The organism is Arcticibacter pallidicorallinus (assembly GCF_003002875.1).
Classification (GTDB): domain Bacteria; phylum Bacteroidota; class Bacteroidia; order Sphingobacteriales; family Sphingobacteriaceae; genus Arcticibacter; species Arcticibacter pallidicorallinus.
Genome location: NZ_PVTH01000014.1, coordinates 60,426 through 79,731, shown reverse-complemented (window position 1 = coordinate 79,731; position 19,306 = coordinate 60,426). Strand labels below are relative to the sequence as shown.

The following is a 19,306-nucleotide window of genomic DNA, read 5'->3' as shown; positions in this document are numbered from 1 at the left end:
ACCGCATGACCATCGTAATAGCGGTAAGCCGGTGCAAAGGCATGGCGAATCACGGCAGCCGAAGAGCTGATCAGTCCGAACTCCGCAGAACTGGCGATACTGGCGGCGGTTTGCATGAATTTGCGGGGTTTGGCCTGGACGATGTTTTTGCCGCGGCTACGACGGAAAACACTTGGTCCCACTATTCCTCTGATGATGCCTTTGTTATCGATAATTGCCATGATTTGTCCTGCTGTTTTTTCTACATTGTGAGCCTCCTGAGATCAAATCTAAGTGACCGAAAAGAAAAAACAAAGAAATAAATGACTTATTTTCAGCGTTATAACACTGATGCAGTTCTTGATACCATTAAGGCGGTTTTTCAAAAAGACGCTTAAAAAGTCCGCCGATAACCGACTAAATTCAGTTTAAAAAAGGCTGATATTCCCCCCTTTCCTTTCTCTGATCCGGTTCTGACAATGCGCCTGAAAAGGCTGGAATAAAAAACAACCAGCCTGTCCATAGTCCATGTTTTTCATAGCCAAACATGGACTCTAGATGGCCGCAACAAGGGCGGGACACAGCAACAAACAAATGAGGAAATTATCAGATCCTGAAGCCCATTTATTCCGATCCCAAAGCTCATTTCTTCCCGGGCACCTTCGCCCCTTCCTTTTTCGCCTCAGACAAACCTATCGCAACTGCCTGTTTTTTTGAGGTGACCTTCTTCCCGGTTCCGGTCTTCAGCTTACCTTCTTTCATTTCATGCATAGCTTCCTCCACCTTTTCGCCCGCTTTTTTTGAATACTTTGCCATAATCGTATAACTAGTTTAACATACTGAATTTGTTACCATTACAACACACGATATGCCGATAGGTTTACACCCATACGAATAGCAATTCCGGCAAACAATTAGGCTTCCGATTCACTTTTACAATGAAACAATCTACTCACTATGGAAAATCAGGAAATGAATAACAACGAACTGCCGGAAGAAAATACCGGATCTGAAGGAAGCAGAAACGACACAGCCGATACCGGCGATGACACCATCGGAGAGAATACAGAATTAACGCCTTTGGCACAGGAGATCCTCAAGGACGAGGATGAACATGTTGAGGCAAAAAAGAATTCGGAAGATAAAGACTTCTCTGAGAAAAACGGATAACCAGAACAGGGCATCGAATGGTGCCCTGTTTTATTGAAACATTTTATTAACGCCCGATACGGACAGGCTTGACTTCTTCAAACACATCTACAGGCAGGATTGCACCCGTGTCATCAAAGCGCATCGGAGAGATGCAGGTCTCCCGGTTATAACCGTTGCCTCCGGGAATCTTAAACCGGTGATAAGCGATGTACCACTCGTCTTTCCGCGGCACCTGTACTACTGAATGATGCCCCGCCCCTTTGACAATTCCTTCGCCCTTTAGCACAGGATTGCGGCTTGCTTTAACGAAGGGCCCCATGGGTGAATCTGCCGTTGCATAAGCAACCGAATAACGCGGATCGCGGGTGTCATATTCTGACCACATCAGGTAGTACTTCGAGTTTCTTTTGAACACAAATGCGCCTTCGTTATAGCCTTCGGGCTTAAAGCTTTTCACCTGGGACATATCGAAGGAAATCATATCATCGTTCAGTTTGACCACATGACAACTTCCTTGTCCGAAATACAAGTAAGCCGAACCATCGTCATCTACGAATACCATCGGGTCGATCATCTGCCCTTTGAAAGCTGCCCTTGGAACGAGGGGCTTTCCTAGCGGATCTTTGAAGGGCCCGGTAGGTTTGTCGGCTACGCCTACCCCGATGTTCACATCGGCAGAATAATAGTAATAGTATTTGCCGTTTTTGGTTGCGATGGCAGGTGCCCAGGCGCGTTCTGTGGCCCAACTAAGATCTTTCTTGAGGTTGAGGATCGTGCCCTCGTTCTTCCAGTTGACTATATCTGAAGATGACCAGCAGGTAAAATAATCGGACATCCAGCCTTCCGTACCATCTGTCGTGGGATAGAGGTAGAATTTGTTGCCGAAAGCGGCAATATGCGGATCGGCATGAACTCCTGGCAGCACTGCTGAGGGGACGCTTTGGTTATTCAGGTGCCTGTACATCTCGGAAGCGGCAAGCAAAAAGGCACCAACTCCGAAATCGGAAGTGGAATTCTTATCGACTACCTGACCCGGAATCGCTCGCTCACCGATTGGCTGAACAAAGCCTACCTTACCGTCTGCCTGGAGGGCTTGAGTAGTGAGATACTTCCATGCCTTGTTGACTACAGGCATATACTCCTGTTGATCTAGCAAGCCATTGTTGATTCCCCACAACAGGCCGTAGGTGAAGAAGGCTGTTCCGCTGGTTTCGGGTCCTGGTGCGTGAGCGGGATCGAGCATGCTCCTTGTCCAATAACCTTCCGGCTGCTGGGAGTTCTTAACGGCTTCGGCCATGCCCTTGAACTTGCTGATGTATTCGTTCCGGTGGGGATCGCTTTCCGGCAGATCCTTGAGCACTTTAGCCAGCCCGGCGATCACCCATCCATCACCTCTTGCCCAGAAATCTTTCTTGCCATTGGCACTTTTGTGCTTTGGATAGACATATTTGGCATCTCTGTAATAGAGCTTTTCGTCGGCATCATACATGATGCTGTTGGCGTAGCTGAAGTACTCGTGGAGCTTTTCTAGGTATTGCTTATTCCCGGTTAGCTGGTGGAGTTTGGTCATAACGGGCATCACCATATACAAACCGTCGGCCCACCACCAGTAATCTTTGTTCGGAGTGCTCATCTGATACTCCATCACTTCAATGGCCCGGGCGATCTTCTTCGGATCTTTGTCGAGCTTATACAGGTCGATATAGGTCTGGAAGCAGATCTGCCAGTCGCCAAACAACACATAGTCATCTTTCTCGCCGTAACTGTACTTCCATTCGGCTCTGTTGTCTGATTTGGCGCCCTTCCATTGGTTTGCCTCCGCCCAGTCTTCGGAATATTTCCGGTAGGTTTCGTTGCGCGTGATCGCGTATGCTTCCATGTTGCCGGTATGATAGGCGGCAACATGCCAAAATGCGTTTCCGGGCTTAGGATTGGTGTTTTGCCAGTAATGGTTTACCCGGTTAATGATCTCCAATACATCGGTCTTCGAACCGGCGAGGTTGGCCTGGCTGCTTCTTTTCGTAGCACAGGAGCTCATCAATAGCAGAAGGATTGCGGCGACATTCAATACTAGTTTATTCATGGTCTCGTTCTTATAATTAGCATCGGGTGGTTTCCCGGCGGTTTGTTCAGGGTTGGGTAATCTGTTATTTCAGGTGAAGCGCATGATCGGCGGGGACGTCTTGTCCGCTCCATACTTTAGCTGATGTCCACAGCTCGGGCCTGGCCGACCAGAACTCATCTTCCGGAGACAAGCCCAGAGGCAACAGAATATCCGCACAAAGATACAAGCTTCCGGTGGTGATATAGAAATCGCCGAGCTGAGGTTGACTTCCATACAATCCGATGGTTAGCCAGCCGTCTTTGGTAAAGGAGTCGGACCTTTCGAACGTCTTCCGGATGACGGCTGTTAAAGCGCCTCTGACCTGGGCAGGCTTGAGTGATTTGGGCAAGCCTTTGCGATACGCCAGGTCTGCCAGATGATGGAAAGCGCCCCCTCTATAGGTAATGGAGCGACCGGTTACCGGAAAACTGCCATCGGCATTTATAAAGCGTTCCTGATGCTCTGCATAGCGTTGAGTGATCTTGGCAAAATCAGCCATATACCAGTTATAGCGCTTGTTCTTTTGGTTGATGACCTCCAGGATAGCCGCCATATAGGGCTGTATGACGTAGCTGTTGTAGTAATCGAGACTGAATTCCATGCCGTCTGAATACATGCCATCACCGGTGTACCAGTGCTCGGCAAATTCGCGAATACTGTATTCGATCCTGACGTCGTCGTACTCCATTCCATATTTACAGAAGAAGGCTTCTATCATTCCGGAGAAGAGGATCCAGTTGGTATAAACGGGAACCGTCTTGCGGGTGGCGATCAATGCGGTCTGAACCTCCCGCTGAACCGGCTTGTCGAGATTTTCCCATAACCAGGGACAGCGAATCAGTCCTAGGGCAAAGAAAGACGCGTCAACCAGCGGCTGTCCGCCTTCCCATTGCATGTAATCCCTGGCTGCTGGGTTTACCGCATTGGAGATAGCTTTGAGAGTCCACTGTCGGTACTGGTTACGCAGTGCCTGCTCTTCCTTGCTGCCTCCTTCGGTATTCAGCCAGGGTGCTATGCCGCTAAGGGTTCTTCCGAAAGCTTCGAGATGGGCAACTTTGGTACGCTGTGTCTTGTTGTCGATGCGGTCGGACAGTACCACCGGCATGTTTTCCTTCAGCTTGTCGGCAGCCAGGTTTTCCAGAACAGGCCGGCATACGCGATCCAGGTGGGAGAGCCAAAATTTCCTGTCATCAGCGGCAGCGGTTTTCCTGATTTGGGCCGGAAGGGCGGTGTGCAAAAACAGGCAGAGTGCCAGGAGGAATAGAACTTTAGATTTCATCGAATTTGGGTTTGCAGGTTAAGCGTAGGTCAAGATATTAATATCCGGGGAATATTTACAGTATCCCGGTTATCCTAACGTGTGATCCGAAGCTTTTGGTCAGCGCAAATTCGCAAATATAGCCGACTTTCAGAGGGGTGTAAATGGCCAATTTCAGGGGGCCATTTGATATTTGGCTTGTTTATTACGGTCTACTTTAACTCGAAACAAGGAAGGGGTACAGGTGATTTTCATGATCATTTTACCTGGTATAGATCATGTCATACTGTCACAACCTACTTTATACTCAAATATTATTCAGATGGTTGCGACAGTCTACATCAATAATCAAATTAGAAAACTCTTACCGCTTTTTACCGGGCACATATTCCAGAACATAAACCGGCTGAGCGCCTATATCCGCCTTCCCCTCCCCGTCAACTTGCTGCACGTTTTGAAGAAAGAGATTAAGAACTTTCTTTTGCTGCCAAAGTTCGGTATCGAAAGTGGGCTCCCAGGAACCAACCGAACTTTCTGTAAGATCGCTGACTGTCCAAAGCTTCCTTCTGGGGTCCGATATACGGAGAGCCGACACCTTGCTACCCCGCTCCTCATCCCTGAAAATCATGAGAATAGCTGCCTTCTTCCCGGCACCCGTCACCATGATCTGAGGGCGGGAAATCGGGATTGCTTTGGTTCCTGCTCCGCTCAGACTGAAGGGAGTCTTTCGGAATGATGTTGATATCGTTTCCCATCTTTTACCGTCATGATAAATGATCCGATACTGCGGCACCATCGACGAGGAGTCTCTCCAATAGGTGGCGATATATGGATTTCCGGCTTCATCGTTAGCCATAGAGGTCTGATTAATGAGCTCACTTTTTTGTGGAATTAAACAAGCATACTCAGCTGATTTCATGGTTATTGGAAGAATGTATTTTTCACCAGTGGACTTCTCCCAGGTTAGTCCGCCGTCGGTGGACCGGGCGTATGCCATATCGTGATTGCTGGCTACATCCGGTGATTCTCTCCAAACCCAGGAGACGTGAAGAACACCGTTTTTGTCGATCGACGATTGGCAATAGGCGTTACGTTTTCCCTCGCCGTCGATCAGGCTCTGGTGTAACTGCGTCCAGGTCCTGGTCGCCTTTTCGTAGCGGTTGATGACCAGATCGCCTCTTCCGGAGGCTCCGTTCCGGTAGAGAAAGAGTAGGTTTCCGTCGGCCAATTTATAGAATTCCGGATAGGTCACACTCTGTTCCACCTTTCCCGTCATGGACATCTTTTCCGTCAGTTCGAGCGAGCCTGGGGCTATGCTTCTGCAGTAACGGAGGGGATGACCATGATGATCCCAGGACATGTGGAGATAGCCATCGCCGTCTAGCATGATGCTAATGGAATTGTGGGCGTCCGCAGCATTGCCCTTGTGACGGGTTGGCTCGATAGTCCAGTTATCCTCGCCGACACGACGCTTGCCCAGAACCACCCTCATATCTTTATCATAATAGGCGACGAACTGTGTGTCCTGCCAGGTGACCAGGGAGTTCTTACGGAAGATGACGGCATTTACCGAGTTACTTGCCCATCCTTCGCCAACGTAACTCACCTTGGCTCGGTCAGAGGGGCTGATGACCTGCGCACAGGCTGTAAGCCCGCTCATCAGAAGAAAAAGAAAGAAGAAGCCAAGGTAGCGCACTTTTGCGGGGCTGAGATTGCGATTTAGAAGCCCTGTGACGAAATCTTTAAAGAGGAGCGGGAAAGAATACCCCCGGGAGTAATTTGCACCTCGAAGAGCCTTAAAATGGTTCGCTTTATTTTTTTGATTGAAATTATCAGTTTGCTTAGTACTCATTATCTCGTTTACGATTCTACTATTCAAATACCATAACGAAGCCGCCTGCTCCTTTGACCTTCACGCTTGTGGTGCGTGAGGGAAGAACCTCTGCCTGCGCAAAGGAGAACTCCTCCCGGCCGTCTGTTATCATCTTTCCTTTACCGGGGATGAAGGAAAGATCGAGGGTCAGCTCTTTCTCAGTACGCTCTCCGTTGATGCCGGCGACATACCACTTATTTCCGGACTTCCGTGCGATCACCGCACGCTTGCCCGGGAAGCCATCTATGAAGCGGACATCGTCCCATGTAGAAGGAAGGTTCCTCAGGTGCTGCTTTACGTATTCGGGTACATGAGCCATACCTTCAGGCGTTTCTGCCATATGCTGAATTCCTGAAGTAAACAATATGGGTAGCGCCAGCTCAAAACCATTGCTGGTTTTACGTTTGATATTCGGGATCTTATGGAGTACCATTGGGGTGTAATCCATTGGGTCAAACACATTCCGGGTGAACGGGATGGTGGTGCAGTGCGCCGGCTGCATATCTTCTGTTTCCTGGGCAAAGGTGCGGAATTCCATTCCTTTGACCGACTCCATGGTCATCAGGTTGGGGTAAGTATGCTGTAGACCCCGGGGCAAGGTTGCACCGTGGAAATTCACCAGGATCTTGTGGTCGGCTGCGTCTTTGAGAATATCCTGGTAGTATTGCATGAAGGATTGACCGTCTCCGCCGAAGAAATCGATCTTGACTCCCTTGATGCCCATCTTCTGAAGCCTCGCAAATTCTGCGCGGCGACTTTCCCGCGTCAACATCAGATTGCGTGGCGTGTAAGGAGTGCTGTTCCAGGCACCGGCTGAGTTGTACCAGAGAATGAGCCCTACCTTTTTTGACTGAGCATAATCGGACAGCTCAGCGATCTTCTCATAACCGATACGCTTATCCCATTCGGCATCTACCAGACAGTACTCCCAGTTCATGTCGGCAGCATAGTCAACAAAACGCTTCTGCACGTGATAGACCGTGGAGTCGTCTTTCATGAGCACCCAACTCCAGGCAGCCTTTCCGGGTTTGATATAGGAGAGATCCGTTTCCAGCGCAGGTTTCGCCAGATCTGTGCCCAGCGTGGATTCTGTGATGGTCTTGAGGCTACCCAGGGCAATGATGCGCCATGGGGTGTACCAGGGGAGCTTGGACTCTGGCAACAAAGCAGCCTGAGGAGCAAACACTTCGGGCGACTGAGGGAAACCGATACTATATTCACCTGAAGGTGAGTCGGGCTTCAGCCGCGTGCCTGCATAGTTACCTTCGGAGGCCGATTCAGTAATGAGCACCCAGGTATCGCCATTCTGAAAAAGCGCCGGGAATACCCAGCCTGCGCGGATAGGCGACTTCTTGCCGACAGGAATACCCTGCTCATAGTTTTCTTCGTAAGAGGGGTTGGACCGCTCCCAGCCTGTCTGCGCATCAGCCATCGGCTGCAGCCAACCTCTGGCTCTTTCAGGAAAGTTGAAGGAAGTAAGCTCGTTGGTAATTTGCTTCAGATCGGTCGACTGACCGGGGAAGTAATACCTGAATGCTACGCCATCATTCGATACCCGGAATATGATATCGAGGGCTTTGCCTGCGGAGTTGCTGAGATGGAAGACTTGCTGGTTAGCTGAGTATCTGTTGACACGGCGCTTACCGACGAGCGTTTCATATTGTCCGGCTATCCCTTCGAGTCGGGATGCCGATACCAACTTGAGGTTTCGGGAATAGTCGCCGTCGGTTCTGACGAGGCCGAGTTTAGAAGACTCAAGCGCCTGCACTTGGTTACGCGAAATCGTATAACTTGGTTCTCCATTGGCATTGAGCGTAAACGTGGCCGTAATCCGCTCATTGGGACTCGTTATCTTATAACTCTTAACCTGTGCTGCGGCTGATGATCCGGCAACAAGCCACAGGAAGAAACTGAGCTTCTGTAGGTTTTTTATCATGACAAATAGGTTATTCAATCATTATTTGCTCTGCACGGAAGGCCAGCCCTGCTTGTCCCATTGCAGTGTTTTGATCTGCAGTTTCGGCCTGCCGTTATCCTTTGCATCGTAGCCGTGATAAATCAGGTAGTCGGCACCATCGAAATGACAAACAGCGTTATGTCCTACGCCGTGCCACTCGTCGTTACCGGCCATCAGAAGCGTTCCTCCGGCTGTCTTCATATCGCGTCCCTCTTTGTCCAGATATGGTCCGCTTACCTTGCCGGAACGGCCTACAATCATCTTGTATGTGCTGTTTGATCCTTTGCAACAGTAATCAATGGAAGCGAACAAGTAATAGTACTGATTTTTCTTGAAAATAAAGGGAGCTTCTATGGCGTTACCGCCGGCATCGGGCGGATTATTATCTACCGCCGGAGGGTTAGCCTGTTGCCTGGGATTTGTCTTTCTGCTGGCTATGGTTTGCAGATTGATGGTATCACCCAGAACTTTCAGGCGGTCGTCACTTAATCTTATCAGCTTAAGACCATCCCAGAAAGAACCAAAGGAAAGGTATGGATTGTTCTTTTTGTCGGTGATGAGGTTGGGGTCTATGGCGTTCCAGTTTGTTATACCGGGATACGACTGGATGACTTTTCCTTTGTCTGTCCACTTATAATCGGGACTTTCGGGATCGAGTGTTCTGTTTACTGCGAGGCCGATCGCGGAGGTATTCTTCCCGAAGGCTGAAATGGAGTAGTACAGGTAATATTGGCCGTTCCAGAAGCTGATATCGGGGGCCCAGATGTGGTTTTTGAAACCGGGCACTGCTGCCACTGCCCAGGGAGGTGCTTCTTCGAAGACCTGTTTTTCTTTCTTCCAGTTCTTCATGTCGGCAGATGACCATACCGCTATACCCCTTCCGGTACAGAACAGGTAATACCGGTTACCTTCTTTGATCATGACGGGGTCGTGGACTGAAATATCCGTTTCAAGCCCCTGCCCTCTCAGGGCGAGACTTGAAACGAGATAGATGAACAGCATCAGGATCTGCTTCTTCATGATATTTAGATTTTCACTTTCACCATATTGACAGAGTACGGGTTCAGATCGAGATTGATGCGTTTGTTTTTTATAGATATTGAAGAGACCTTAGGACTGATGGTATCAGGTGCTTCGAATGAGTTTACAGCTTCCAGGTTGGTACTGCTGATGACGGTAAGCGAACCTTTAGCCTGCACCTTTTTTGCTCCGTCGATCACGAAAGCACCGCTTTGCCGCTTGCCGGTTGAATTAACAACTTTGAGAATCAGCTCGTTGGTTTTGCGGTCTATAGTAGCGGATGCATAGTATCCATCCTGTCCGGTCACTGCCTTATTATCCAACAGTACCGGGATAACGTGGGTGCCTTTGTTTAAAGAAAAAAGCTTCTGCACCTGATAGTTCGCTGTTCCATAAGAGCGGAGGTTGTCTACCCAGATCAGGTCAGGTGTCCACTGCCAGCCTTCCGCATGTGCGAAAAGAGGTGCATAAGACGCCATCACCACGACATCGGCGTTACGCTCCAGACCGGTCATGAAGGCGGCTTCTGACATGGCGCAGTGCCAGTTGTTCTTGTTATCAGGACTTGCTATACGCACACTTTGAGCAGCATATTCGCCGGCAAATACCTTTGGTCCCTTGCGATCGTAGTTGTCATAACGACCAGCGTTCTCGAGGAACCACTGCGGTGCACGATAGTAGTGCTCATCGATAATATCGACGTTCATGGCTCTCAGCTCTTTATCCAGATAGTCGAAACGGTCGCCGCTTGGATCAGTACCCGAGCTGTTGACGATCTTGATTTCGGGGTATTTGTCATTGATCGCTTTGGTGAATACCTTCAGCCGTTCGATATATTGCGGGCCCCAGTTTTCGTTACCTACGCCGATCATGGTCATATGAAAAGGTTCAGGATGCCCCATTTCGGCACGTTTCTTACCCCATGGGGATGTAGCAGGCCCGTTAGCGAATTCAACCAGATCCAGGGCATCCTGAATATAAGGTTGCAACTCGTCCAGGGGGACTACCTCAGCCGTATTGAACTGACAGGCCATCCCTGCGTTCAGAATAGGCAATGGAGAAGCTCCGATATCTTCACAAAGCTGGAAATACTCAAAGAAGCCAAGACCGAAGGACTGGAAATAATCCGGTGAAAGTCGGTGTTTGAACTCCACGTTCCAGCGGTTAATGATCAACTCGCGGTCTTCAGGGTTTCCAATGGTCTTTTTCCATTGGAAACGTTCGTCGAGGGTACGTCCTTCAACGATACATCCTCCGGGAAACCGAAAGAATCCGGGTTTCATATCGGCCAGCAACTGTACCATGTCGGCACGCAGACCGCCCTTCCTACCCTTCCAGGTATCTTTCGGGAACAGGGAAATCATGTCGAGATCCATGCCACTTTTTCCGGTCAGCACGACGTTAAGGCTGGCTTTGGGGACAGTTGCGTTTGCTACGAAAGATGCGTTATATTTTACCCAGTCTGTACTGCCGGGCTTCACCGAGGTGGAACCAATCACTGTGCCCTTCTCATCCACCAGTTCCACAAGGAGACTGCCTGAGCTGCCTTCGTGCTGTCGGGCAAGAACCGAGAAGTCGTATTGCATGCCCTGCTTGATACCCATACCTTTAAATCCTTCATTGGCAAGACCGTACCTGCCGGATGCAGATTTTAGCTGAACATACCGCCTATTGGCAGGATTAGCGTTGCCACGGTTCTGATAGAGGGCACTTCCATCTGTATCCTTATTTTTAATCTCTTTCCAGCCCATCCCGGCAACGTCAAACTCGAAAGACCTGTTCTTTACCAGTTCGGCGTAAAGACCGCCGTCTGCACCCTGGTTGATGTCTTCGAAAAACAACCCCCACATAGTAGGCGCCACCTCTGCTTTTATTTCGTTTGCCTTGATCGTGAAGACTTTAGGAGCCTGTGCATGCCCGGTAGTCGCGGCACAGGTGGCAAGGACTGCCGCAAAAGCGAGCAGTCCTGTACGTTTATTTGCCATTGAAATCATATTGATGCTATTTCAGGGTTAACTCGACAACCGACAGCGGAGGAAGTTCTGCTCTTAGCTGGTTGCCGTTCTTTTTAGCGCCTTTGAACTGGGCAGCTACGATTTTATTAGGGTTATCGAAGGAATTGTAGTCATTGAATTTAGGAGATGTAACGATACGTCCGGTTACGCCAGACCATTTCAGGCCGTTCAGGGCCGTATTGATGCTGATCTTTTTCTTCGGATCCAGGTTTACCAGGGTGATATGCACTACTCCATTTGAATCGATGGAAGCGGAAGCGTTCACTGCAGGGATTTTGTCTCCATCTACTACATAATCTGGACTCTTGAAGTTAAGAGGAATCAGCTTGGCATCCATGTGAACTTTATACAAGTCGAATACATGGTAGGTAGGTGTAAGCAGCATTTTTTCCTTTTCGGTCAGGATCAGCGCCTGCAGAACATTAACCGTCTGAGCAAGACTGGCCACTTTTACACGCTCAGCGTGATTATTGAAGATATTCAACGTCGCTCCAGCGATCAGCGCATCGCGCATGGAATTCTGCTGGTACAGGAAGCCGGGGTTTGTTCCAGGCTCTACGTCGGTCCATACTCCCCATTCGTCAACAACAAGAGCAACTTTCTTCTGAGGATCGTATTTATCCATCACTTCCGAGTGCTTCCTGACCAGGCTGTCCATCGCCAGTCCGTTTTTCATCGTCTGGAAATATTCCTTCTCGTCGAATACAGTAGCAGAACCTTTCTTAGACCAGTTGCCTGTAGGCAGGGTGTAGTAATGCAGAGAAACGCCCCACATATCGCGGATCGGAATGTTTTTCATGAGTACTTCCGTCCAGTTTAAGTCCCATGAGTTTGCTCCGCTGACAATTTTCTTCAGTGGCGCACCCGGATAGTCACGTGCATAGGTAGCGTATCTTTTGTACAGGTCAGCATAATACTCCGGAGTCATGTTACCACCGCAGCCCCAGCTTTCATTACCCACACCCCAGAAGGCAACCTTCCATGGTTTTTCTCTGCCGTTTTCTTTTCTGAGATTAGCCATTGGACTTATACCGTCAAAATTCAGGTATTCTACCCATTTGGCCATTTCTTCTACCGTTCCACTACCGACGTTTCCGGCGATGTAAGGCTCACATTCGAGCAGTGCGCAAAGCTCCAGGAATTCATGTGTACCGAAGCTGTTGTCTTCAACCACTCCGCCCCAGTTGGTATTTACCATTTTAGGACGCTGTTCGCGTGGACCTATACCGTCGCGCCAATGGTATTCATCAGCGAAACAGCCTCCCGGCCAGCGCAGATTGGGAACTTTAATCTTTTTAAGAGCATCGACGATATCGAGGCGGATACGGTCTTTTTTCGGGACATTCAGTGCGGGGTCAACCCAGAATCCGTCGTAGATACAACGACCAAGGTGCTCGGAAAAGTGACCGTAGATGTCTTTACTGATAACAGTTTTCGCATTCGCTGTGTTGACATCGATCGTCACAGCGGTCTGTGCATTTACGCTCAGATTTACGCCCAGAAAGGCGATTAGCAGTGATAGTGAGGTTTTTTTCATTGGAATTTGATTGGACCCGGAACTTCAACGAGTAAGGCAGGGCGATTTGGTTTCATAAATTTTGTTAGTTAGCCAGACTAAGGTAAATAAAATTGTAGAAGCGTCAAGTAAACAATTAATTATAAGGGCAAACCAGATATAGCAGCAGTAAATCTGCAATATCTGGTTTGTTAGCGCAATCATCTGAGGGCAATCTTCTCAGCCGGAGAATAGGCCAGTTCGCTAACTCCGGCGGTCTTTACCCCGACACGGACGTAAACCGCATCAAGCCCGGCCAGGGCTGCAGGAACGGTGACGTTCATGACTACCGGCTGAGCAGCATTGGGTATGGCAGATGCCTGTGTTACCGTTATCGCATTCTGATTGACGTCGTCTACCAATGCCGTTCTGAAAACATACAATCTGACGGATTCAAGCGGATTGGCTGTACTTACCGTTTGAAGGTTGGCGGTCGCTGTGATCGTTGTTCCGTTACGTTGATAAGTTGCACTTCTTACGAAAGTATAAGGTGTGACCGGAACATCCACAACGGTATTGCCCCTGACCTGGACATCTATCGAATCGGTGTTATTGATCCAGGGCCCTACACCATTCTGGCGTGTCAGCTTGTAATTTCCATCAAACAAGCGCGCCGAAAAAGATCCATCCTGGTTAACATATACAGGAATTTTCGAAAAGAAGGCGTAGCCACGCTGCCACAGCTCCAGTTGCACACCGTTAGACCTCAAACCGATTGGCTGGCCTTCATAAACAACTCTTCCCGAGAGCATAGATTGCGGTTCGTCGTAATTATCTTTCGCGCATCCTATGCTACCTACCGCCACTGTGAACAATAGGATATATAAATATGGCTTAATTTTCATTGTCTGACTAGTTAAATGGATTAGGAACAATTTTAGGATTACTGTTAATTACCCCTTGATCAATGGAGGAGTAGTAATTGAAGATTTGAAAGAAACGCGGCGCTCCGAATTTGGGTGCACGCATCTTAACAAATACATACTTTCCGTCGCGGGCGGGATCACCGGGGCGTACAACCCGATAAGGATACAAGGCATACACGACATCTTCAGGATTGTTGGCATTTCCGTTCCAAACCTTGTCTGCTTGTCTCCAGCGCTTGAGATCCCATACACGGTGATCCTCAAAAGCCAGCTCGTTTCTTCTGTCGTTCCTTATCTTCTCTATGGTAAGGGTTGCTGGAGTAAGACTATTTGCCGGGAAACCAGCCCTTTCACGGATTGCATTCGCATAGGTCAGTGCATCGCCGGTAAATCCGAGTTCAAATGCTGCTTCCGCTGCATTCAAATAGATCTCTCCCAGGCGGAACCATACCCACCAAACATCGCTCTGAATCCCGCGTGTTGAAGCTCCACCGTTAGCATCCACGTACTTACGCAGGTAAAAACCAGTATTAGACACCTCCTGAATGGAACGATGAGGACCTGAAGCAGCGATCAGCGGCTTTCCATCTGAATAATTGGTACCAAGATCCGGTCCTTCGATGGTCTGGTAAGTACCAGAATTGGCATCCCATCTCATCACCCCTGCCTGCATGTCAACAGTCAATCCACGGAAAGGAGCTCCCGGATAAATAACCGTTCCGTAAAGACGAGCATCTTTGTTGGCGAAAATCTCTGTTGTGTTATTGTAGTAGATATAATCGGTATTGGCTGCGTTTCGGGTCCTTAAAACGCCCGGACTGCCGTCCAGATATTCGTAGTTCTCCACGAGGTTTAATGAGGGAACAATACTCGAAGAACTCAGGTTATCTTCACGGATGCCTCTCGCGATGTTTTCATAAGTGAAAAAGTGTTTCTTTGCCTTAGAACTTAAAAAGTCTCTAACGAAGATCACTTCCGGATTATTCGTCTTTTTTACGATCGCCTCATAGAAATTCTCGCCGAGATTCGGGTTGTTTTTATATAATGAATAAGGACCGGCAATTACCTCTTTAGAAGCATCCAGTGATTTCTGCAGATACTCCGCAGCTCTTGCTGCGGGAATACCTACTTCGCCACCGGGGGTAACAACATTTGGGGTCAGCAACGCGTTGTATTTTGCAATGGTTCCTGCATAAAGCATCGCGCGGCTTTTAAGCGCCATACAAGTGTACCTGTTAGCACGACCAGTGCTGCCACCGTTTCCTATATCATTCTTTATTGCATCCAGTTCTGCCGCTATGAAGTCGTAAACTTCGGCCTCCTTGGCGCGAGGCTGCTGCAGATAGGTAGGATCGCCGCTGAAATCGTAGAGCAACTGCGTTGTTATAAGAGGGACACCTCCCATTCTCTTAACCATTTCAAAATAGAGATAGGCACGTATAAACCTGAACTCCGCTTTAAGCTGTGTTCTCTGGGCCTCGTTTAAAGTAGCGGCACCGAACTTATCTACGTTTTCGATCGCGAGATTGAGATCCCTGACAAAACCATAGTCATAGAGTCTCCAACGCGCCCTGTCGTAAGATACAATGTTATTTCGCCACTCGTCATTGGAACTCCCGGACCACATCCCGTCGTCATAATCTGCCATATTTCTCCATTGAGAACCTCCCTGGTCGTTGAGGCCCATGTCTGTAGGAAGACGGTTGTAATAGTTGGCTAAAAGGCCGACAATAAGTTTTGGATCTTTCCAAAGTTGCTCGTCGGTTACTATGGTTGTAGGCTCTCTCTCCAGATAATCTTTCTTACATGAAGCTATACTTAGTGTGAGCACCAGGCAGAGAGCCAAGTATTTTGATATATTTTTCATAATCGTAATGGTCTTAAAGGGTTAGATTAAAGCCAAACGTATAGATCTTCTGCTGCGGATAGATCAGTCCATTAGTGGCTGAGATTTCGGGATCGATTTCATAGTCTTTCACATTATCAAAAGAGAACAGGTTGGAGCCGTTTACATAAATCCTCAAAGCAGAGATATTCACTCTTTGAATAAGCGCTTTTGGAAATGTATAGCCTAACTCGAGGTTTTTCAACCGGAAATAATTGATATTGGTAGTCCAGAAATCGTTGCGAGTGCTACCGCTCAGGGGACTTCTAAAAATTGAAAGACCTGTGTTATCCTTTCTTAAAGCCGGATAAGTACCCGATACCCATGCGCTGTTTGGATCGTACGGATCCGCCCTGTGCCATCTGTCTTCAAGCATATATGCAGGCGAATTTCCATTATTCTGGAATGGATATTTCAGTTCCCAGTCCCTGAAATAGGTCTGCATACCGGCTCCCATGAAATCAAATGCCAGAGAGAATCCTTTGTAGCTTACCCTTCCGTTTACGCCATAATTAAAATATGGCAGAGTGCCTTCAGCATAGCCTATGGGCTTAATGTCCATTCCGTTGATAATTCCGTCTCCATTTAAGTCTTCATAGATGAGATCACCCGGCAGCAAAGTGCTATTCCCTTGCCCGTCAATATTGACGGGGTGATCATTAATCTCCTGTTCGGACTGAAATCTCCCAACAATATGATGCCCCCAATTAACATTCTGCCAACGGCCCGTACGGTTACCTCTATACTCATCGTATGAATTCCCGAAACGCGGTTTATAGATGTAATCATCTTTGGTTCTTCCGAGTGTAGCATTACCACCGATTGAGAATTCTACCTGACCAACTTTACTGTTGTAGGTGATAAAACCATCTAAACCCTGAGTAATATCCGAATTTAGGTTTTCTTCTGGCAGTCCATAGCCAACCTCCACGGGCAGAACGACATCATATCTTGCTGCGGGAAATCCTGAACGCTTGCGTCTGAACACATCAAACTGACCGCTGAACTTTCTAAACACGGTAAAGTCAATACCGATGTTAGTCATTTCATTGGTTAGCCAGGAAATGTTGGTTGTCGGTAAGCCTCTTGGTGCTACTCCATTGTAAAAAGTACCGTCAAAAACTGCATTACCTGCATTTACATTATATCCCCCCAGGTAAGCAAAAGGTGACGGAGAATAGTAGTTTCCGCCTCCGTCCTGAAGAGAAGTACCGGTTTCACCATAAGATAGTCTAAGCTTAAAATCATTCACACTTTCTTTGAAGATCTTCTTGAAGAAGTCTTCTTCAGAAAGGCGCCAGCCTACGGAGACTCCGGGGAAGAAACCAAACCGCTTTCCTGAATTATACAGGAACGACCCGTCGTATCTTGCTACCGCTTCTAATAAGTATTTCTTTTTATAATCGTAATTAAGACGCATGGCATACCCTTCAAATGCTTCTTCATAGTGGGTATCGCCGATGTAGTCGAGGTCAGCAAAGACCTGAGTGGGAATAATGTTATTTGGAGGTACAGAATGCAGGGCCAGATAATCGTTGGTTGCTTCTTTACGCTCGAATGCAACCAGCGCTGCGAGAGAATGCTCCTTGATCTGCTTGCTGTAGTTCAGCTGGAACTGAGCGAATTTTGCTATCACGTTCCTCTTATGTCTCTCTCTCCAGGGGTTCTGGTTTCCATACAGCGCGCCATTAGGGGCCCTATCGTTGTAGGTGTCTGTAGCCGGATCATAAATATACGCAGGATAGGTATACTCAAATCCCTCGAAGTCTTCGTTACTATAGTCGTATGAATACAGACCCTTTGCGGATAGTCCGAATCCAAAGTCATATTGTGCGTTAAACTTGGCGCTGCCTCCTCTGGTGATGTTATCAATATAACCCGTTACGTCATCCCGATAGGTTGCCGGGTTAACATTTACGTTGTGAGTTTGGTTGATATAGGCCGGGTTGTTATTAGCATAAGGTGTTTCGGTAGGCCACATACTGCCGATACTGAGCAGCGGGTTAAAAAAGTCATCCAGTCCGGGCACACCTACGTTATGGCGGTCTTCAATTCTTCCACTGATCTGAGCTCCGACGGTAAGGCCTTTCAGTATGGTACTGGAGATATTGGCCTGCAGGTTGGTTCTATTGAAATTGAAGTCTTTTATTGTGGCATCCTGGTTCAGGTGACCTAAAGACAAATAATATGTGGAGTTTTCGGTTCCGCCTGAAGCGTTTGCTGTAACATAATACTGCGGAACATTAGGACGAACTATAAAATCGTAGTAATCGTTGTTCTGATATCCAGGCTCCGTGCCAGCTTCCCACTTCGCCAGTTCTTCCGGCGAGTAAAGATCAGCGGGATTACGTCCGAGGTTCTGTTCTGACTCCAGACGTCCGCGAACATACTGTCCCGCATTTCCAGGTCTGGGGAAGCGGGTGAAATTCTGCAGACCATAATATCCTGAAACTCCTAAAGTTGGTTTATCGCCCTTTCTTCCCTTTTTGGTAGTCACGAGTACGACACCGTTTCCTGCCGCCAAACCGTAGATAGAAGCTGATGCATCTTTTAAAACAGTGATACTTTCTATATCGTCTATTCCTAACTGATTAAAGGCGTTAACGCCGGAGATTCCTGTATTATAACCGAAGCCATCTGTACCGTTACTGGTGCTATAAGCCACGCCGTCGATTACGTACAGCGGGTTACCCAGGTTACGGATCTGAAGACTCGCTCCGTTGCCTGGACGGGCGTCAGTTGTGCGGGCCGTTACACCGGGGATCTTACCAACCAGGGCACTTGTTGCAGCAACTGCTGGTGTACGCACGATGTCTGCTGCCTGAATGTTGCTGATGGCACCGGATATCGTTGCTTTCTTTTGCGTACCGTAAGCTACCACAACAACCTCTTCCAGCGCCTCGCCTGCTGAGGCCGCCATCTGAACGTTGATCATTGTTTGAGTTCCGACTGTGACTTCCTTGTTCTCATATCCGATATAACGGAACTGGAGAACCGAAGATGCGTTGGGTACGCTTAGGATATATCGTCCGTTGGCATCGGTTTGCGTGCCGCCTTTGACGTTCTTAACGGTTACGGTTACACCGATAAGGGGTTGATTGCTCTCATCGGTCACTCGTCCCGATACATTGGTTTGAGCAAATGCCGCTGATGACAGAAGATAGAACGTCATCATCAGTGATAATTTCGATTGCAGTTTTGGGTACCAATGTTCACCCATAACACGGATGCCAGCAAGCCGGCATATCCTTAGTAATTTTTTTTGCATAGGTTCTTTTGATTAGTTTGGAGTTTGTACATTTTGAGAATTGGTTAATTTTTAAAATGTGAACAGCTTGATATTAACTCATATTGGTTGATTTCTTAGGGGGTAGTTAAATTGATTGAGCTTTACTATTTTACAGGGAAGAGTGCCACAATAAACCAGGACGGAATGATTGCCATAGGCTTTTAGAATTTGGTTTTACAATTGGTAGTTATAAACTAATATACTAAATATTAATCAGTTACAAGAGCACTTATTCTTGCTCAAAAAAATAAGATGTATGCAAAATATCAAGTTGGAAAAGCCATAGGATGGTTTTAATTTCTTAAGATGTTATTACCTTACAAATAGAAGTAATAACATCTTAAGAAATTAAA

12 protein-coding genes and 1 pseudogene are annotated in these 19,306 nt (G+C 47.9%); 1 reads left to right on the top strand and 12 read right to left on the bottom strand.

Features of this window, described 5'->3' with window-relative positions; genetic code table 11:
- A pseudogene (locus B0I27_RS17415) lies at positions 1-221 on the bottom strand (hypothetical protein); the annotation flags it as partial.
- Between the two features lie 400 nt (positions 222-621).
- Entirely contained in the window at positions 622-795 is a 174-nt protein-coding gene (locus B0I27_RS17570; RefSeq protein WP_181276813.1) for a DUF6496 domain-containing protein, read from the bottom strand.
- Between the two features lie 141 nt (positions 796-936).
- Between B0I27_RS17570 and B0I27_RS16595 the strand changes: the two genes are divergently transcribed.
- Positions 937-1,149 carry a hypothetical protein gene (locus B0I27_RS16595; protein ID WP_106295431.1) on the top strand — a complete coding sequence of 71 codons (213 nt, stop codon included), beginning with the start codon at positions 937-939 and terminating at the stop codon, positions 1,147-1,149.
- Between the two features lie 46 nt (positions 1,150-1,195).
- On the opposite strand, the gene B0I27_RS17665 is transcribed toward B0I27_RS16595, so the two are convergent.
- The 10 genes from B0I27_RS17665 to B0I27_RS16545 form a co-directional block, all read right to left on the bottom strand.
- Positions 1,196-3,214: a glycoside hydrolase family 88 protein gene (locus tag B0I27_RS17665; RefSeq protein ID WP_219905034.1), complete on the bottom strand. Its 2,019-nt coding sequence runs from the start codon at positions 3,212-3,214 to the stop codon at positions 1,196-1,198.
- Between the two features lie 64 nt (positions 3,215-3,278).
- Entirely contained in the window at positions 3,279-4,514 is a 1,236-nt protein-coding gene (locus tag B0I27_RS16585) for a DUF2264 domain-containing protein (RefSeq protein WP_106295429.1), read from the bottom strand.
- 343 nt (positions 4,515-4,857) lie between these two features.
- Positions 4,858-6,345 carry a BNR repeat-containing protein gene (locus B0I27_RS16580; RefSeq protein WP_245925542.1) on the bottom strand — a complete coding sequence of 496 codons (1,488 nt, stop codon included), beginning with the start codon at positions 6,343-6,345 and terminating at the stop codon, positions 4,858-4,860.
- 19 nt (positions 6,346-6,364) lie between these two features.
- Positions 6,365-8,302 (bottom strand): glycoside hydrolase family 97 protein, encoded by a 1,938-nt coding sequence (locus B0I27_RS16575; RefSeq protein ID WP_106295427.1) that lies wholly within the window; start codon positions 8,300-8,302, stop codon positions 6,365-6,367.
- Positions 8,303-8,323: 21 nt separating this feature from the next.
- Positions 8,324-9,343, bottom strand: a complete 1,020-nt coding sequence (locus tag B0I27_RS16570) for an arabinan endo-1,5-alpha-L-arabinosidase (protein WP_106295425.1) — start codon at positions 9,341-9,343, stop codon at positions 8,324-8,326.
- 5 nt (positions 9,344-9,348) lie between these two features.
- Positions 9,349-11,328, bottom strand: a complete 1,980-nt coding sequence (locus B0I27_RS16565; protein WP_219905033.1) for an alpha-L-arabinofuranosidase C-terminal domain-containing protein — start codon at positions 11,326-11,328, stop codon at positions 9,349-9,351.
- Between the two features lie 16 nt (positions 11,329-11,344).
- Positions 11,345-12,895, bottom strand: a complete 1,551-nt coding sequence (locus B0I27_RS16560) for an alpha-N-arabinofuranosidase (protein ID WP_106295421.1) — start codon at positions 12,893-12,895, stop codon at positions 11,345-11,347.
- A 179-nt stretch (positions 12,896-13,074) separates the two neighbouring features.
- Positions 13,075-13,758, bottom strand: coding sequence for a DUF3823 domain-containing protein (locus tag B0I27_RS16555; protein ID WP_106295419.1), 684 nt, complete (start codon positions 13,756-13,758; stop codon positions 13,075-13,077).
- 7 nt (positions 13,759-13,765) lie between these two features.
- Complete coding sequence (locus B0I27_RS16550) at positions 13,766-15,646, bottom strand: RagB/SusD family nutrient uptake outer membrane protein (protein ID WP_106295417.1); 1,881 nt, start codon at positions 15,644-15,646, stop codon at positions 13,766-13,768.
- Positions 15,647-15,659: 13 nt separating this feature from the next.
- On the bottom strand, positions 15,660-18,932 hold the full coding sequence (locus B0I27_RS16545) for a SusC/RagA family TonB-linked outer membrane protein (RefSeq protein WP_106295415.1): 3,273 nt from the start codon (positions 18,930-18,932) through the stop codon (positions 15,660-15,662).
- Positions 18,933-19,306: the final 374 nt, after the last annotated feature.

Bases quoted from the DNA above. Each gene is read 5' to 3' on its own strand.
- B0I27_RS17570 (WP_181276813.1), bottom strand. From the start codon at position 795: ATGGCAAAGTATTCAAAAAAAGCGGGCGAAAAGGTGGAGGAAGCTATG.
- B0I27_RS16595 (WP_106295431.1), top strand. From the start codon at position 937: ATGGAAAATCAGGAAATGAATAACAACGAACTGCCGGAAGAAAATACC.
- B0I27_RS17665 (WP_219905034.1), bottom strand. From the start codon at position 3,214: ATGAATAAACTAGTATTGAATGTCGCCGCAATCCTTCTGCTATTGATG.
- B0I27_RS16585 (WP_106295429.1), bottom strand. From the start codon at position 4,514: ATGAAATCTAAAGTTCTATTCCTCCTGGCACTCTGCCTGTTTTTGCAC.
- B0I27_RS16580 (WP_245925542.1), bottom strand. From the start codon at position 6,345: ATGAGTACTAAGCAAACTGATAATTTCAATCAAAAAAATAAAGCGAAC.
- B0I27_RS16575 (WP_106295427.1), bottom strand. From the start codon at position 8,302: ATGATAAAAAACCTACAGAAGCTCAGTTTCTTCCTGTGGCTTGTTGCC.
- B0I27_RS16570 (WP_106295425.1), bottom strand. From the start codon at position 9,343: ATGAAGAAGCAGATCCTGATGCTGTTCATCTATCTCGTTTCAAGTCTC.
- B0I27_RS16565 (WP_219905033.1), bottom strand. From the start codon at position 11,328: ATGGCAAATAAACGTACAGGACTGCTCGCTTTTGCGGCAGTCCTTGCC.
- B0I27_RS16560 (WP_106295421.1), bottom strand. From the start codon at position 12,895: ATGAAAAAAACCTCACTATCACTGCTAATCGCCTTTCTGGGCGTAAAT.
- B0I27_RS16555 (WP_106295419.1), bottom strand. From the start codon at position 13,758: ATGAAAATTAAGCCATATTTATATATCCTATTGTTCACAGTGGCGGTA.
- B0I27_RS16550 (WP_106295417.1), bottom strand. From the start codon at position 15,646: ATGAAAAATATATCAAAATACTTGGCTCTCTGCCTGGTGCTCACACTA.
- B0I27_RS16545 (WP_106295415.1), bottom strand. From the start codon at position 18,932: ATGCAAAAAAAATTACTAAGGATATGCCGGCTTGCTGGCATCCGTGTT.